Raw genomic sequence first — 17,921 nt, 5'->3', positions numbered from 1 at the left:
GGAAGGGAATGAACTGGCAATCATTGACTATAAAGAAGTAGTACAAACACGCTCTTGAGTTCTCAAACCACCACCACGTCAGCGGACCGATCCATCAAGGAGAAGAACCCCGCCGCGCTGAGCAGCAAGAGATAAACATACACACCAACCACCAACCACGCAACCCGACACCAACCAAACAACCCCAAAACCATTGAAAACACACACATCCCACGGCGTGTCGCAAACACGCAAACCACACCCACCAACCCCAGAATAAACCCCAAAAACAAACCCAAAACAAACAACACACCAACCAACAGGTACAAACACACATACAACAAAGCGGCGTATCAAACGCACAACAACACGTTCGATACGCCGCTTCGTTCAACCATCCGGCCGAGCACACACTCACTGCCCGCACAACGCACTGACGATCATGCGGGAATAGGCTTCGGCGCCCAACCCCTCGCCTTGCGTCAGATGCGTGCCGTCGTCGGCGAAGTATTCGTCATGTCCCTCGCTCAGGCCGTGCCAATCCATGATGCCGACGTTGTCGTGCTTCGCCGCCACCGAACGCAGGTTCTCGTTCACCCAATCCTGGCTGATCATCGGGGAACGGACCGTGATGAAATACAACGGCTTGCCCTGCACGGACGCCACGACGTTCTCCAAGGTCTCGGGCCGGTCGACGCTGGCGCTGTTGGCGCCGAGCGCGGCGATCACCACACGCCTGTCCTCGCCCGCGGCCACATGCTGCTGATACAGGTCCGGGAACGCGGTGATCGGACGATTCACCTCATTGTCCTGAACGGCGTTCGGCATGACGACGTCCATCACGCTGCGCGCACCCAGTTCGATCGAATCGCTGATGATCAGCGGATCGGCCGTGCAGACGCCGGTGGACGCGTCATACGTCCAGCCGGTCGTATCAAGGTTCTTCGGCACCTTCTCGGCCATGGGAACCAACTTGCCCGACGAGTCCTTGCTCTGGTCATCGGCAGAACCGTCAGACGAACCGGAACCGTCACCGTCGGATTGTCCGGCATCGGAACCTTCCGCAGTCGTCTCCGATTTCGACGTTCCCGACGACTGGGTCTTCTGCGTCTTCGGTTTCGCGGTCTGCGCCACGACCGGACGCAGGTACGCGGAACGGGCCGACGCGATCGCACCCCAGTTGAGCGGCAGCACGCACAGCAACGCCACGGCGACCGCGCTCAGCATGACGATCGCACGCCGCACGACCACCTGCGCCTGCCGCGCCACAATAGAACGATTCGCGCCGGCGAAACCACCCGCGTTGCCGAGGCCGCGCACAGCATCGGCACCAGCGGCACCGGCTGCACCCACCGCACGCGCCACGGCCACAACCCCAGCCGGCACATGCTCGATCAGCCGATAGAACAACTCGGCCGCAACCAGCAACGCGATCGCCTGCACGATCCACTCCCACCACGCCAGATCGGTGGTGCGCGTCGCCGGATTCATCATTTCGAGCATCGGATAATGCACGAGATACAGCGAGAACGACCGTGATCCGAGATAGCGCATCGGCGCTACGGACAGCACGCGTCCGGCCAGATTGCCGGGCACCATTGCCAAGGCGAGCAGCAGCGCGGTCAGCAGAGCCGCGATCAGATAGCCGCCGCGGTACAGGAACGTCGAATCCGAACGGACGACGACGAATGCGACGATCATCGCCGCCAGCAGGGCCAGTCCGACAAGGTCGCCGATGCCGAACCGCCGCGAACGATCGGACGCGATGCCGGGTCCGGCGGCATGCGCCCGCCGACGCCGGGACGCGTCGGGGTTACGCGACGGCAACAGCATCGCCAGCACCGCGCCGCACAGCAGTTCCGTGGCGCGAGTGTCCAGCCCGTAGTAGACACGGCTGCCGGCGGCGTTCGGATCGAACATCACCGCCATCAGTACCGCGGAAAACGCCGCCAGCACGCCGACGGCCACGATCCTCGCCGTGCGGGACAGTCCACTGCGGTAAAGCGCGAGCAGAATGATCGGCCACAGCAGGTAGAACTGCATGAGCAGGCTCAGGAACCACAGGTGCGTGAGCGGCGACGGCAGACCGGCGGCCGCGAAATAGGAAACGTGGCGGAAGATGTAGACCCAGTTGCTGACGAACAGCATGGACGGCAGGGCATCGGACTGCGCTTTGGCGAAGAGGCTCGGCGCGACGAGATAGCTGGCCAGCGCGGTGAACGCGATGATGACCGCGACCGGCGGAACCAGTCGCTTGAGGCGTTTGACCAGATACGTGCCGTAGGACAGGGTGCCGGTACGTGCCAGTTGTGCGGTCAGGCTGCGGGTGATGAGGAAGCCGCTGATGACGAAGAAGACGGTGACGCCGAGGAATCCGCCGCCCAACAGCGACGGCCGCGTATGGTAGGCGACCACACCGATGATGGCGAGCGCGCGCAGACCGTCGATGGCGGTGATGTGCGTCCGAGCGGATGCGTTGACGGCGGCGCGGCTGGTGTCCGCACGCGCGCCTGCGGCCGCGGTTCGTTGAGTCGCGGTTCGTTCCGAACGATCTGTATCCGCGCCGATTCGGCGGGATGATGCCGTGCGCGACGGACGAGGGTGTTCCATATCTCTACTTCTCCTACGATGGATTCCGTTAACCCCCCCCCCGATTATTCGCCGCCTCGCTGACAACGTCGTCGCGCATCATACGGCGAACGCACGCCGGGCGCGGCTCGCAGCGGCACCAATACGACGAGATCCCGGCGGGAATCATCCTGCCGGGATCTCGTCATGCGCTGTGCAGCGTCACACCATCAGCAGGCGGACGGCAACAGTCCGATCGTGAAGGAGAACTGGTCGTCGTCGAGACGGTAGTCCTTGATCAGGGCCGGGCCGCAGCTGTTCGAGCCGATGCCGGACTGCATGTAGTCCACGTTCACCACGGTCGAACCGGATTCCTCCAGCTCGCTGTTATGCGCCTTGCGCGTCAGTTCCTCGGCGGTGTACGGCAACGCCTGGAAATCGAACGTGCGCTCGGAGAAGAACGTGAGCGTCACGCCGTCGCCGGCCACGGACGCCCAGTCGCAGTCGTGGTGGTTGCCGTTTTCCTGCGGCTTGATGTACGGCTCGAACAGCGATGCCGGCGTGCCGGAGAACACGCCGTGCCAGCTGGCGCGACGCTTGTCGACGTAGCTTTCGACCGGGCCGAGTCCGCAGTACGTCACGTCGCGCATCACCTTGGGCACGAACATGCGCAGGCCGAAGCGCGGCATGAACGGGAACGACGGATCACGCACCACGTCCATCGTCAGTTCGACCGCGCCGCCCACGTGGATCGTCCACGTCGCGTCGATGTCGGCGATGCGCTGAACGACCGGCGTGACCAGGCCGAGCCGCGCATGGATGGTCACGTCTCCGGCGACGGACACCGCGTCGATCGCAGGCGAGGCCGAGGCGCCGCGATCATCCGCATCGCCGAACGAGGCGATGAACGTCGGCTCTCCCTCGGACTGTGCGGCGATCTCCGGCGAAACCATATCCACATCGGAAATCGATGCCGCGTCATCCTGCGGCGCAATCACGTCATCCTCGTCGACCAGCACGCCGACCTCATAGGCGCGCACATAGGCGCGGTCATAACGGGCGCGCTCCCACTCGTGACGAATGTTGCGGTCGTTGTCGGTAGGCGCACGCCAGATGCCGACCTCCATCGGACGATCGAGCAGGGAGCGGTTCGCGAACGTCATCGACGAGAACAGACCGGTGCGCTTGTCGAGCTCGTACCGGAAATCCGGGGATTCAACGGTGATCGCGCGGGACGTTTCGGATACGGTGAGCAGCGGCGGGATCACGGTGCCGGATTCGCGGGCGGCCAGATATGCGTCCGCGGTGACGGACGATACCGCCTTGCCGCACGCGCATCCGCCGCAGCCACCGGGCTCGCCGTCGCAATCCCCGCATCCTTCGCCGTCGCAACCGCCTTCGACGACCTCATCGCCGGACAGGTCCACGTCATCGGCGGACTCGTCCTCACGCACCGCGTCCAGCAGCGCGACGACGGTCTGGTTGCGCGGGTTGGCGGTCGGCACCGCGACCTCGTCGAAGCCGAGCGGGAATCCGGCCAGCAGCACGCCGTCGTCGGTCAGACGATACGTGCGCACGAGCAGCGTCACCTTGCCGGCGGACGCACCCAGCCGGTCGATCGCGGCGCGGATCGCGGTCGGCAGTTCGACCGTCGCCTCGCCGTGCGGTTCGATCGCGGGCATGCCCGGCGTGTAGCTGCCGGGGTGCGCCACACGATACGCGTCGCCGGCGGCAGCATCCTCCTCCCAGACCGCGTTCACGGCCGGACGGCCGTCGACGACAAGCGTGAAGTCGAGAAACAGGCCGGCGTCGGCGGTGTTGAGGAAGTCGTAGTAGTTGTGCAGCGTGACCGTACCGGCGGCCGGGTCGAATCCGGCGACGCGCACCGGACGGTACACGTTCTTGAACTCAAGCAGGCCGGTGTGCGGCGTGCGGTCGGGATAGACGAGGCCGTCCATGCAGAAGTTGCCGTCGTGCGGGTATTCGCCCGAGTCGCCGCCATACGCGTACTCGTGCTTGCCGGCCGCGGTCGTGCCGCGGTCGATCGCATGGTCACACCACTCCCAGATGCAGCCGCCGAGCAGGCCGTCGTAGCGCTGGATGCGGTCGAAATAGTCCTCGAGGTCGCCCGGACCGTTGCCCATCGCGTGGCAGAACTCGCACAGGAAGTACGGCTTGACGCCGTTGTCGCCATCGTCTCCGTTGCTGCCGTCGCGCTTGCCGTCCGGCGTGCGCGGACCCTCCTCGGAGAAGTACTGGTCGATGTCCTCGATCGACGGGTACATGCGGCTGTGGATGTCGAGATGGCTGAAATCGTACTCGCGGTCGTTGGTCACGTACCGCGCGGACTCGTAGTGGGTCAGGCGGCTCGGGTCGAACGCGTGCGTCCAGGCGAGCGCCGCCTCGAACGTGCAGCCGTACGCGCACTCGTTGCCCATCGACCAGATGATGATCGACGCGTGGTTCTTGTCTCGCTCGACGCAACGCTGCACGCGGTCGACGGTGGGCGCGATGAACGCCGGATTGTCGGCGATCAGGCGCGGCCAGCGTTCGGAAATCGCCTCCCAGCTCGTGTCCTCGGCAATCACCTCGTCGGTGCCGTGGCTTTCGTCGTCGGCCTCGCCGATCACGTAGAAGCCGAGCCGGTCGTACAGGTCGTAAAAATGCGGCGCGTTCGGATAGTGGCTGGTGCGGATCGCGTTGACGTTGTGCTCCTTCATCAGCGTCAGGTCGCGCATGATCTGCGCCTCGCTGATGACCGGGCCGGTGACGGGATCGGAGTCATGGCGGTTGACGCCGTGGATCTTGATCGGCTTGCCGTTGACCTTGACGACGTTGCCGTCGACGCTGATCTCGCGGATGCCGACATGGTCGGTGATCGTCTCGTTCGCGGTGGTGTAGACGATGGTGTACAGATACGGGGTTTCGGCGGTCCACAGGTGCGGATCCTCGACGATGAGCTGCGCGTGCGCGGTGGGCAGGAACGCGCTGTCGCCGGCGGCGGTGTCCGTGTCGACGGCCATCGGCGACGCGGTGCCGGTTTCGATGGCGATATGCATCGCGGATTCCGCGTCGGTCGGCTCGTCGGAGGTGTCGGCGACTTCGTCGACGGATTCGACGACGCCTTCCTCGAGACCGGCATCCGAATCGTCGTCGGAGTCCGAGGTCGCACCAGCGGCCGCAAGGTCGATCGGCTCGGCCTGCGTTTCGGCGACCAGCTCGCCGTCCGCGTCGAACAGCTGCACGGTCACCGGAACATCCACGTCGTCATAGAACGCGAAATCCACGTCCACGGTCGCGTGATCGACCGGAGACGCGTCGTACTCGGCGTCGGTCAGGCCGCCCTCCAGCAGTCCGGGATCGACGTTGCGCCAGATCGCGGTATGCGCGAAGTAGTCGCGGATCGCGTCCTGGGGACGGTCGAGCAGGTACACGTCGCGGAAGATGCCGGACATGCGGAATTTGTCCTGATCTTCCTGATAGCTGCCGTCGCACCACTTGAGCACGAGTACGGCGAGCATGTTCATGCCGTCGACGAGCGCGTCGGTCACGTCGAACTCGCTCGTGGAGTGCGAGACCTGCGAGTAGCCGATGAACGTGCCGTTGAGCCACACGTAGAAGCATGAGTCCACACCCTCGAAGTTGAGGAAGGTGCGCGGGGCGGCCTCGTTCGGCGTGTGCTCGAACTCGTGGATGTAGACGCCGCACGGGTTGTCCTGCGGGACGAACGGCGGATCGAGCGGGAACGGGTAGTTGACGTTCGTGTACTGGTGGCCGTCAAAGCCGTGGTTCTGCCAGACGCTCGGCACCGGGATGGCGGTGAAGCCGGCGGCCTCGCGACCGTGGCTGACGGCGGCGCGATGCTCCCAGACCTCGGCGTCGGCGTCCGTGCCGACACCGTCGAAGCCATCGTCGAAGAATGCGGGACTGCCGGATTCATGGGCGCGGCGCACGTCGTCGTCCAGATCGTAGATGCTGTCGTAATACTTGAAGTCCCAGTCGCCGTTGAGCAGCGTGAAGCGGTCGGAATTCGCGCGCTTCTCGCCGACCGTGTCCATACGTTGCGAAGCGGGGATGTAGTAGGCGCGGTTCGGCTCGGTGCCGACGTGCAAAGTGTCGAGGTTCTCGTAATACCGTGGGATGAACATGGGTTCGGCGCTCCTTCGGGCTGGTTGGCCGGTATCGGCGATAACGCTACCATTACGGTTTGTCCGGCGTGCCTGAATACGCAGAAGCCGCCGCTTCCGCATGAACGGAAACGGCGGCTGTCATGTGCCTAACGGGGTTGCGCAATTATGGACTCGCCTACGGCGGGACTCAATGCTGCCTTCGCTCGGCTATCGCCTCACTGAACCTGGGCGCGGGCGATCTTGCCGGTGAAGGAGTTGGCCTCGTCGGCGTCCTTCACGCCGTCCTTGTTCCAGGAGAACATGGCGCGCAGCTTCGGGCCGACGGTCTCGATGCGCTCGTTGGAGTACTTCTCCTGCAGCTCCTTGAAGTGCGGGGCGCCGGCATCCTGGTCGTCGATGAACTCCTTGGCGAAGGAGCCGTCCTGGATGCGCTTGAGGTGGTACTCCATGCGCTTGCGGCAGTCCTCATTGATGACGGTGTTGGTGTAGTCGCCGTACTGGGCGGTGTCGGAGCAGGACCAACGGGCCTTGTTCAGACCGCCCTCGTTCATCAGGTCGACGAGCATCTTCAGCTCGTGGCAAACCTCGAAGTAGGCGATCTCCGGCTGGTAGCCGGCGTCGGTGAGGACCTCGAAGCCCATCTCGACGAGCTTGTTCACGCCGCCCATGAGGACGTTCTGCTCGCCGAACAGATCGGTCTCGGTCTCCTCCTTGAAGGTGGTCTTGATGGCGCCGGCGCGCAGGGCGCCGAGAGCCTTGGCGTAGGCCAGGGTGATGTCCCAGCCGTCGCCGCGCGGATCCTGCTCGACGGCCACGACGACCGGGACGCCACGGCCGGCGGCGTACTCACGACGCACGATGTGGCCCGGGCCCTTCGGAGCGACCATGAACACCGGGTGATCCTCGGTCGGCTTGATGTAGCCGTAGTGGATGTTGAAGCCGTGGGCGAACGCGACGGCGGCGCCCGGCTTGATGTTGGGCTCGATGTCGTTGGCCCAGATGGTGCGCTGGTACTGATCCGGGGCGAGGATCATGATGATGTCGGCTTCGGCGGCGGCTTCCGGAACGGACTTCACTTCGAGGCCCTGCTCCTTGGCGAACTCGACCGACTTGGAGGTCGGACGCAGGCCGACGACCACGTCGACGCCGGAATCACGCAGGTTCAGCGCGTGAGCGTGGCCCTGCGAGCCATAACCGATGATCGCGACCTTCTTGCCTTCGAGCACGGAGAGGTCGCCGTCGTTCTCATACCAGATTTGTGCAGCCATGTAAGCACTCCTTGTACTTGCGTGCCACGGCGCACGGGGACGCGGCGCGGCACACGGTGTTGTGTGGTTGCGCATTATGTACAAACATTCTGCGCGTTTGGGGGTTCGGGGTTGTTTGTTTCCCGAGCGTTCTCAAGCGTGAGGATTTTGTCCTCGAAACTGCTCCCCATCCTACCGATAACCGAGCCGCCATCCGGTCATCGTCCACAACGTGAGCCAGCTCACGTTCCAACCGTGGACATCACGACCATCTCGTCATCATCGACGTCACGACTGCAATATACCGTCACTATGTTCGAGCGATCGGTACAGCGGCTCGAACATAGTGACGGTTCCGCACCCCGAAACATCACTATGTACGCGGCGACATCGTAATCACTCGAACATAGTGACGGTTTGCAACGATGAGCGCCGAACGTCAAACGCAAACAGCCGCCGCTCCCGAACGAACGGGAGTCGACGGCTGCTATGTGAGTCGCTGATTATCGACTACTTGCGCCTAGCGGCAGGAAGTCACTGAACCTGGGTACGAGCGATCTTGCCGTTGAAGGACTCGGCCTCGTCCTGATCCTTGGCCGGGCCGTTGTTCCAGGAGAACATGGCGCGCAGCTTCGGGCCGACGGTCTCGAGGTGCGGGTGCGAGTACTCCTCCTGCAGCTTCTTGAACTTCGGGGCGCCGGCGGCCTGATCGTCCATGAACTCCTTGGCGAAGGAGCCGTCCTGGATGCGCTTGAGCTGGTACTGCATGCGCTTCTTGGTCTCCTCGGTGATGACCGTGGAGGTGTAATCGCCGTACTGGGCGGTGTCGGAGCAGGACCAACGGGCCTTGTTCAGACCACCCTCGTTGGCGAGGTCGACCAGCATCTTCAGCTCGTGGAATACCTCGAAGTAGGCGATCTCCGGCTGGTAGCCGGCCTCGGTCAGCACGTCGAAGCCCATGTCGCACAGGTGGTTGATGCCGCCCATCAGCACGTCCTGCTCGCCGAACAGATCGGTCTCGGTCTCCTCGGTGAAGGTCGTCTTGATGGCGCCGGCGCGCAGGGCGCCGAGGGCCTTGGCGTAGGCGAGGCACAGCGGCCAGGTCTTGCCGTCCGGATCCTGCTCGACGGCCACGACGACCGGGACGCCACGGCCGGCGGCGTACTCACGACGCACGATGTGGCCCGGGCCCTTCGGAGCGACCATGAACACCGGATGGTCGGCCGACGGCTTGATGTAGCCGTAGTGGATGTTGAAGCCGTGGGCGAACGCCAGAGCGGCACCCGGCTTCAGGTTCGGCTCGACGTCCTCCTTGTAGACCTTGGCCTGGTACTGATCAGGCAGCAGGATCATCACGACGTCGGCCTCGGCGACCGCTTCCGGCACCGGCTTGACCTCAAGGCCCTGCTCCTTGGCGAACTCAACGGACTTGGAGGTCGGACGCAGGCCGACGACCACGTCGACACCCGAGTCGCGCAGGTTCAGCGCGTGAGCGTGGCCCTGCGAGCCGTAACCGAGGATGGCGACCTTCTTGCCATCGAACACGGAGAGATCGGCGTCCTTTTCGTACCAGATAGTTGCTGCCATGATAGGCACTCCTTTATGTTGCTTGTGGGCGTTGGTAAGTCGCCCGACAATCGGTGAGATTGGTAGGGCTTTCGGCGTTGGGATTGTGTCCCGCGGAGGAAAGTCATCGTCTCCTGCCGCACTGTTCTAGTCCGGCGGGGGTTGGCGTGGATGACCACGTCCAAATATTGAATGGTTGGTTTGCGTTGTAATGTTTGGATGGATTTGGGGTATAGCGGGATGAGGGGATGGGTCTTTTTGACCCCACCCGTCAGCTTCGCTGCCACCCTCCCCTTATGTAGGGGAGGGAAAGGAAGAGGCTACTTGGTGAAATCGACGTCCTTTGTCTCCTTGCAGCTGAGCACCGCAACGAGGCAGCAGACGGCCATCACGCCGAGGTAGAGGCCTACGGAGTGCACGCCCCAGTGGGACGACAGCCACGTGGCGATGGTCGGCACGAACGCCGCGCCGACGATCGCGGCGAGGTTGTAGCCGATGCCGGAGCCGGAGTAGCGCACGTTCGCGTCGAACAGTTCGGGCAGGAACGCGCCGATCGGTCCGAACGCGGTGCCCATGAGCGCGAAGCCGACGCACAGGAACACCATGTTGGCGAAGAAGTTGCGCTGGCCGACGACCTGGCCGTTGAGCAGGAACGGGAACAGCAGCGCGAACACGACGAGCAGCACCGACGAGGTCACGATCACGCGACGACGGCCGAACCGGTCGGCGTTCACGCAGGAGATCACGATGAATGCGGCAAACACGCAGATCGCGATCATCAGCATGAGCAGGTACTCCTGGTTGGTGAATCCGAGGTCGCCGCCGCCCTCGGCGCCGGTCTTCGTGCCCCATGCGAGCGACCATGTGGCGAGCGTGTAGAACAGCGTGTACGTCACGGCCACGAGGAACGTCGCCTGCAGCACCTGCTTCCACGACTTCCTGAACACCTCGACGATCGGGGCCTTGACGACCTGCTGCTTCTCCTGGGCCATGCGGAAGATCGGCGTCTCCTCCATCTGGACGCGCACGACGAGGCCGACGACCACGAGCACCGCGCTCAGCAGGAACGGCACACGCCAGCCCCACGCCAGCATCGCGTCGGAATCGTTGAACGACTCGAGCACGAAGTACGTGCCGTTCGACAGGAAGAATCCGATCGGCGCTCCCAGCTCCGGGAACGAGCCGTACAGCGCGCGCTTGTCCTCCGGCGCGTTCTCGGTGGCGACCAGCGCCGCGCCCGACCATTCGCCGCCGAGTCCGACGCCCTGCACGAAGCGCAGCAGGCACAGCATCGCGACCGCGCCCACGCCGGCCGTCTTGTAGGTCGGCAGGCAGCCGATCAGGAACGTGCCGACGCCCATCGTCATCAGCGAGACGACCAGCGTGGCCTTGCGTCCGAGACGGTCGCCGAAGTGGCCGAACACGAGCGAGCCGAGCGGGCGGGCGACGAACGCGATCGCGAACGTCAGGAAGCTGGCCAGCATGGCGACGGTCGGGTTGGTCTTGTCGGAGAAGAAGATGTGCGGGAAATAGTTCGCCGCGGCGGTGCCGTAGGCGTAGAAGTCATAGAATTCGATGGCCGTGCCGACCATCGAGGCGGCGATCACGGTCTTGACCGAGTCGCGGGCGACGGATTTCAGCTTGCCGGCCACGGCGGTGCGCGTCGTGGATTCCACTGCTGCTGACATGTGAGCTCCTAGGTTGTGTTCGTTGTTGTTCGTTACGTCGTGTGTTCGCGTTCGTGGAAACGGCTTGTGATTCTGATCGGTGACCTTGTGGGGCGTATCAAAAAAGCCCCGCCGTTGATGGCAGGGCTTTTGCGAAGATCGCGACTTCTCGCTTGCGCCCTGCCTTCGTTGGCGGGGCTTCAAGCTGTATGCCGAATCAGTCCGCCAGCGAAGACGGAATAATAATTCGCGCGGACAGCAGAGCGTAGGACTTTGCGGTTGCGGTTGTTCCGGTCATCGTGGCGAACCTCCTTTCGAATCGATTCGGTATCGAACGTATTCCACCGGGCTTGGCGCCCGACTGGCTCCATAATCTAGGAGCCGCCGCACCGGCGAACCAGCGCATGTTCACTATGTGACCCATCCGCATGCGAGCCGCCGGCACCCGGCAGCAGCCGGCGACCGACAGCTCGCAACGGTTCAGCGCACGGCGGCTCAGCGAACCCAGACGGTCACCAAGGCGGAAAGCGCGACGAACACGAATCCGGCGACGAACAGCGCGACCCATCCGAAGACCACGGCCACGCCGGCACCGAGGATCGCCGCGAACGCGGGGGCGAGCACGTTCGCCACGTTGAACACGCCGAGATCATGACCGGAGGTGCGCGGATCGGGCAGCACGCCCATGATCAGCGACTGGTTGAACACGTCGTACAGGCCGAAGGCCAGTCCGAAAACGAACGCATACAGCAGCAGTCCGACCGCGCCGCCGATCAGGCCGAACAGCAATGCGAACGCGCATACCACGGCCGAGCAGATCACGACCGCACGCTCGTCGATGCCGCGGCGTTCGACGTCGTCGGCAAGACGACCCGCGACGGCGGCCGCAATGGCGGCGCCGACCAGCGTCGCCAATCCCATCATCGCCATGATCATCGCGGTCGGGATCGCCTCGGGCGTCGACGATGCACCGCACTGCGCCACGTCGATCATGCCGTGACGCACGATCATCCACAGGAATACGGTGACGAAACCGGCGCCGGTCATCATCAGCAGACGGGACCAGAAGGCGGCGCGGAATGCGGGAGTCGACTGCGACACCTTGAACTGGTCGAAGATCACGCCGTCGGTGAACCGCTGTTTCGCGTGCTCCACGCTGGACGCCTCCCGCGGCCACACGGCCAGCGGCACGAGGGCGCACAGCACGAACGCGACCGCGCAGATCGCGAACGGGGTTTCGCCGTACGAATCGAGGGTCATGCCGGCGGCGGCCAGCCACACGCCGAGCGCCTGGCCGACCATCAGGCCGATGCCGCGCCACTGCACGCTGCGTTCGCGGAACTTGTCGGGCATGCGTTCGGCGAAGGCGGCGGCCAGCGGGGTGGCCAGCATCGCGTAGCCGACCTGTATGACGGCCCAGAAGACGATCACGCCCGGCAGGCTGGTGATCGATCCGAGGACCAGCGTCATCACCGCACACACGCCGGCGCCGCCGAGGATCCACGGCGTACGGCGGCCGAGCGGGGTGCGGGTCATGTCGGACAACGCGGAGACGAAGGCGTCGGCGAACAGCGCGACCACGCTGCCGACCGCGACGACCGCGGCCAGCGGAATCACGGACGAGATGCCGATCGTGCGGTTGGCGGCACCCGAACCGCAGAACGCGGCGATGTTGTTGATCACGGAACTTTCGTTGCCGGCGATGCGGTCGACGAGCACCGGCAGCAGAACCATGTTGAGCATGACCCACGGAATCGTACGCAGCGCGGCAGCGAGCGCGAAGCTCCACGTCAGGCGGCGGACCTGCGTCTTGACGGGACGCGTGCCGTCCGGGGCGACCATCGGATCGCGCATGTCGAGGAACGCCGACGTCATGTCGGGGATGGCCGAGTCGACGGCCGCTGCGGCGGCGGCCGGCGAACCGGTCGACGACATGCGTGCGGTCTGGGTTTCGGCGGCCTGCGCGGCGGACGCTTCGGGCACGCGGCGGCGCAGCGGCACGGCGAGACGCGCGACGGCGATCTTGTCTTCCGGGCTAAGCGCCTTGTCAAGGTCCGGACGGTCGTCGATGCCCGGACGCACATAGATCTGACCGGGCAGCGGGCGCGGCTGCGGCGGCGTCGGATCGGACTGACTGTCCGGCTGACTGTTCTGGCTATCGGTCATGGTTCACCCATCTTCCCTGTATCCTGCGGCTCTCTTACGCCCCATATGGTAATGACCGCGGGATACAGGAAGACGGGCGCGACCTACGCCGCGACGGGCGGGTTCGCGATCAGGTCGTCGGTCTCGTGATCGCCGGCGGCGTCGGTCCAGCGCAACGTCACGATCGAGGCGGCGTTGTCGGCTCCGAGGCCGCGCGACGGTTCGAATGTCAGCGTCGCGCGCGATCCGCCGTCCTCGGCCGTCCAGGACATCGTGACCGACCGGTCGCCGTCCGCGGACCAGTCGAACGTGCCGTCGAACGCGGACAGTTCGTTGCGGAACCGGCACAGCGCGTTGAGCGCCTGCACGACCGGACGCTTGAGCTGCTCGTCGATCTCCTCGGTCGAGTAGTAGTGACGGTTGATGTCACGACCGACGTTGGTGCGGTGCAGCAGTTCCATGTCGTTCGCGCCGGCGAGCGCGCCGACGTAGTAGACCTGCGGCACGCCGGGCATGAAGAACTGGACGGCGCGGGCGGCGATGTAGTGCTGGTCGTTGCAGCCGAGCGCGGAATAGTAGGTGCTGTTGACCTGGTACAGGTCGAGGTTCGACGCGGCGGCGCCGGTCGCGGCCTGGGATTCGCCGTGGGTGTTCGCGTGGATCGTGTTGACGAGCGCGTCGACGTCCTCGTCGGGGACGAGGCCCTTGAGGGAGCGGTCGAGCTGGTCGGAGCCGATGTCGATCACGCCGATGCCGTCATGCGTGTCGAGCACGGTGACGGCGTTGTTCGGGCGCACGTCGATCCAGTGGGCGACCGCGTCGGCGCGCCCGGTGAAGATCGCGTGCAGGAGCAGCGGCGGCAGGGCGAAATCGTAGACGCGGTCGACCTTGTGCGCGATGTCGATCTGCTTCTTGTAGTACGAGTGCACTTCGATGAGCGTTTCGAGCCCGCGCGCGGCGGCCTCTTCCTTGATGCGTTCGATGAGCGTGAACGTCTTCGGGGTCATGAAGCAGCTGGAATTGGCTTCCTTCGCGCCGTATCCGACCGCGTCGAGACGGATGAACTTCACGTGGCTGGTGGACAGGCGGTCGAGGATCGAGGTCAGGTACGCCCAGCCTTCCGCGGAGTCGGTGTCGATATCGACCTGCTGCGGGGTGAACGTGGTCCACACGAGGCGCGTCTTGCCGGCCCACGTGTAGTGGGTGAACGGCAGGCCCGGACGCGGGCGGTAGATGCCGGCGAGGTCCTCTTCGGTGGCGCCGTCCGGGAAGATCGTGCTCATGGTCAGGAACATCCGGTAGTACGGGCTGTCCTCGCCGCGCTTCATGACATCCTGGAACTGTTCCGATTCCCAGCTCATGTGGTTGACGATCGTGTCGACCATGATGTCGTGGGTGCGGCTGAGTTCGGCGATGTCGTCCCACGAGCCGAGGCGCGGATCGACCTTGGTGTGGTCGACCGGATCGAATCCGGCGTCCGCGCCGTCGAACGGGGTGAAGAACGGCAGGATGTGCACGCCTTGGTACACGCCGTCGAATCGGGTGCGCAGGATGTCGGTGAGCGAGGCGATGGTGCCGTCGCCGAGACGATCCGCATAGGTGATGAGTTGGACGTTGTTCTTCACTGCATCTCCTTCATGTGTGGTGATTGGCGTTACTGGACGGAACCGGGCGGGACCGGACACCCCGCTGGGCCGGTTTCGCCCTTCCGCCGCGTCCATTGCGGGGACTCACTGTATCGAACCGGTTCGAGACAGTCAAATCGCCGACTACTGCGATTCGAGACGGATTTCAACGGGTGAAATCGGCGAGAGTACAGAAACGCCGGACTAGCGCTCCGGCACAGGACGCGTGGTGTCCGCGATGTGCAGCGACAGCGGAATCAGATCCGAGATCTGCGGCTCCGGGCGGGAGACGGCGGACTGATCGGCTCGTCCCTCCCCTCCGCGAGCGGATTCTCCGCGTTCGCCTTCGATCAGGTCGATCATGCGGGACGCGACGGTCGAGGCGATCGTATCGAAATCCTGTCGTACGGCGGTCATCCGCACACCGGCGGTTCCGGCCAGATACGTGCCGTCGTAGGCGATGATCTGCAGGTCGTCCGGAATGTGCAGCCCGCAGCGCAGCGCGGCCTGCACCGCGTAGGCGGCGCCGATGTCGGAACTGACGATCGCGTCGACCGCGGCCGTGCTGTCCGCGGTGCCGTCCGGGCCGAACCAGTCGAGCACGTTGTGCGCGGCGACCGCGTACCCTTCGAAATCTCCGACCGAACCGGCCTCCACGTAGTCGTACCGGATTCCCGCGGCGGTCAGCTCGCGTTCGAGCGTCAGGTAATAGCGCACGGTCGGGAACGTGGTGTCCTTCACGCCGGCGCCCACCGTGTCCGTGCCGCCCGCGGCGAGATCGTGGAACTGCGAACGCGGTCCGCCGATCATCACGACGTGCTTCGCGCCGGTGCGGATCAGCAGGTCGGCGATCATGTGCCCGCCCTGCTCATGATCGGAGCCGACCGAGGGGATGCCCGGACCGAGATAACGGTCGAACGCGACGACCGGACGGCCGATCGACGTCCAGTAGTCGACCGGATGCGCGGTGTGCGAGGCCATGACAAGACCGTCCATCATGTGCCGCTGCAGCATGTCGACGTATTCGGCCTCGCCCTTGTCGGAGTCGGCGGTGGAGCACAGCATCGTACGCAGTCCGCGCGCGGAGAACTCGCGTTGCAGGACCGACGTGAACGTGGCGAAGAACGGGTGACGGATCGTCGGCACGATCACGCCGATCATGTTCGTCCGGTCACGGTAGAGGTTGCGGGCAAGCTCGTTGGGAATGTAGTTGAGCGACTGCATCGCCTCGGTGACACGCGTGCGCATGTCCTCGGACACGTATCCCGTGCCGTTCACCACCAGCGACACCGTACTGAGAGAAACCCCCGCCTTTTTGGCCACGTCACGCATGCCGACCATTGGCACACCGCCTTTCCGCATCGAAAACCGACTGTCATTGCACTACAACTGCACCGCTGCCGACCATTGTAACTCGAACCGGTTCGGCAGCGCGGTATCGACGCGGAGTCGCCCTACGCCTGGGTCAGCGCGATCAGCTCCCAACCGGCGGCGACGCACAGCAACGGCACGCCGATGGTCAGCGTGCAGTACAGCGCGGCCATGCCGAACCGCTCCTTGCGGGCCAGCGACACCATTTCGTTGATCGCGGTGGAGAACGTCGAAAAACCGCCGAGGAAACCGGTGACGAACAGCAGATACGTGTAATGGTCGACGGTCTGGTAGGCGAAGGCCGCGGCCGCGATGCCCGCACAGAACGTGGCGATCACGTTGATCACGAACGTGGACATCGGGAACGCGCGGTTCCACCAGCGTTGGATCGACGTGTTGAGCACGAAGCGCGTCACCGCGCCGATGCCGCCGCATGCGGCGACGGCCAGAAACGTGGTCAGTGTGGTCATTGCGCGTGAGCCTCCCCTCGCACCGGGTCGGCGACCATCGGGATCTCGTCGGTCACCGGATCGGGTTCGAACGCGGGCACGAGCGCGGCGCCCGGTTCGATGCCCACCGAAGCGCCGCCCGCGAGCGGCTGCCCGTAATCGTCGCCCGGGGCCGACGAACGCACGACGTGCGATCCGTCACCGGCCGTCATCTGATCGTGCATCGCCTTGATCGACCGCCGCTCGGCCAGGTGCAACGCCATCCGCGTGCCCAACCAGGCGACGAGCAGGCCGCACGCGAAACTGACGAGCGTATAGAACAGAAAACCGGCGATCTGGCCACGCTGCATCGATGTCAGATCCTCGATCGCCATGGCCGACAACGTCGAAAAACCGCCGCACATGCCCATGCCGACACCGCGGCTGGTCAGTTCGCGCGCACGCTTGCGGATCCACGACGCCTGCGACATGTATGCGCTGAGCGCCGCGAAAATGAAGCACGCGCACATGTTCGCGACGAACGTGGCCGGATGGAACGCGTGGAAGAACCCGTTCGGCGCGATCGGATTCGGCAGGGCCAGATTCAGCCCGTACCGCATGCCGGTGCCGACGAAGCCGCCGACGAAGACGACGAGATACAGCATGCCGTCCGCGAGCGGATTGAACCTCGCCTGCATGCGTTTCATCGGGGCGAGCGGAATCTGCGGCGGCGCGGGCTGGTTCTTGCCGAGGATGGCGTCGATCGGATGGCCCGAGGACGCGTTGATGCGGGTCGACGCGAATTCCTGCGTCGGCGGGGCGGAGTCCTGGCCGGTGTGGATCACCGGTGCCGGGTCTTCCAGATCTGCCGGGTCTGCCGGGGATTCCGGTGGGAGCGGCGGAAGTGGCGGAACCGGCGACGACGATATCGGATCGCCCGGCGCATCGTGTTCCGGAATCGCCGAACCCGTCTGATTCACCAACTCATCTGCGGGCGGTTCCTGCCTGAGGATCGGCATCTCAAGCGAAGGCAAATCATCGTCGGTCATGTCTTCCCCAATTCAATATTCGAGCGGCGGCCCCACACCGCATGGTCATACGTGCACGGCAATACCATACACGCCGATGCGGCGTCCCGCATACAGTGACGCCGCGATCCGGTACGCCGACGGCGTTGTCGCGTACCGGAAACGGT

General features: G+C 64.7%; 10 protein-coding genes. All 10 read right to left on the bottom strand.

The genetic code is table 11. The annotated features are described in order from the left end of the window. Window positions 1-393: 393 nt before the first annotated feature. Window positions 394-2,589 carry an acyltransferase family protein gene (locus GFD25_RS10880; RefSeq protein WP_163232760.1) on the bottom strand — a complete coding sequence of 732 codons (2,196 nt, stop codon included), beginning with the start codon at window positions 2,587-2,589 and terminating at the stop codon, window positions 394-396. Between the two features lie 188 nt (window positions 2,590-2,777). After that, the gene (locus GFD25_RS10875; RefSeq protein ID WP_163232758.1) at window positions 2,778-6,695 is read right to left on the bottom strand and encodes a glycoside hydrolase family 2 TIM barrel-domain containing protein; all 3,918 of its coding nucleotides are present in this window, start codon (window positions 6,693-6,695) and stop codon (window positions 2,778-2,780) included. Between the two features lie 197 nt (window positions 6,696-6,892). Then, window positions 6,893-7,945, bottom strand: coding sequence for a ketol-acid reductoisomerase (gene ilvC, locus GFD25_RS10870; RefSeq protein WP_163232756.1), 1,053 nt, complete (start codon window positions 7,943-7,945; stop codon window positions 6,893-6,895). A gap of 513 nt (window positions 7,946-8,458) precedes the next feature. Next, entirely contained in the window at window positions 8,459-9,511 is a 1,053-nt protein-coding gene (gene ilvC, locus GFD25_RS10865) for a ketol-acid reductoisomerase (protein WP_033492680.1), read from the bottom strand. Window positions 9,512-9,810: 299 nt separating this feature from the next. Continuing rightward, the gene (locus GFD25_RS10860) at window positions 9,811-11,178 is read right to left on the bottom strand and encodes an MFS transporter (RefSeq protein ID WP_163232754.1); all 1,368 of its coding nucleotides are present in this window, start codon (window positions 11,176-11,178) and stop codon (window positions 9,811-9,813) included. Window positions 11,179-11,652: 474 nt separating this feature from the next. Continuing rightward, a complete protein-coding gene (locus GFD25_RS10855; RefSeq protein WP_163232751.1) occupies window positions 11,653-13,323 on the bottom strand; it encodes an MFS transporter in 1,671 nt (556 codons plus the stop codon). A gap of 83 nt (window positions 13,324-13,406) precedes the next feature. Beyond that, complete coding sequence (gene gtfA, locus GFD25_RS10850; RefSeq protein ID WP_163232749.1) at window positions 13,407-14,927, bottom strand: sucrose phosphorylase; 1,521 nt, start codon at window positions 14,925-14,927, stop codon at window positions 13,407-13,409. A gap of 204 nt (window positions 14,928-15,131) precedes the next feature. Then, window positions 15,132-16,268: a LacI family DNA-binding transcriptional regulator gene (locus GFD25_RS10845; protein WP_163232747.1), complete on the bottom strand. Its 1,137-nt coding sequence runs from the start codon at window positions 16,266-16,268 to the stop codon at window positions 15,132-15,134. Window positions 16,269-16,381: 113 nt separating this feature from the next. After that, a complete protein-coding gene (locus tag GFD25_RS10840; RefSeq protein WP_163232745.1) occupies window positions 16,382-16,768 on the bottom strand; it encodes a fluoride efflux transporter FluC in 387 nt (128 codons plus the stop codon). Beyond that, window positions 16,765-17,775, bottom strand: a complete 1,011-nt coding sequence (locus GFD25_RS10835) for a fluoride efflux transporter FluC (RefSeq protein ID WP_239512550.1) — start codon at window positions 17,773-17,775, stop codon at window positions 16,765-16,767. Before GFD25_RS10835 ends, GFD25_RS10840 begins: the two co-directional genes overlap by 4 nt. Between the last annotated feature and the right edge of the window lie 146 nt (window positions 17,776-17,921).

Source organism: Bifidobacterium aerophilum, assembly GCF_010667685.1.
In the GTDB taxonomy this organism is placed as follows: domain Bacteria; phylum Actinomycetota; class Actinomycetes; order Actinomycetales; family Bifidobacteriaceae; genus Bifidobacterium; species Bifidobacterium aerophilum.
This window is presented reverse-complemented; position numbering and strand designations above follow the sequence as displayed.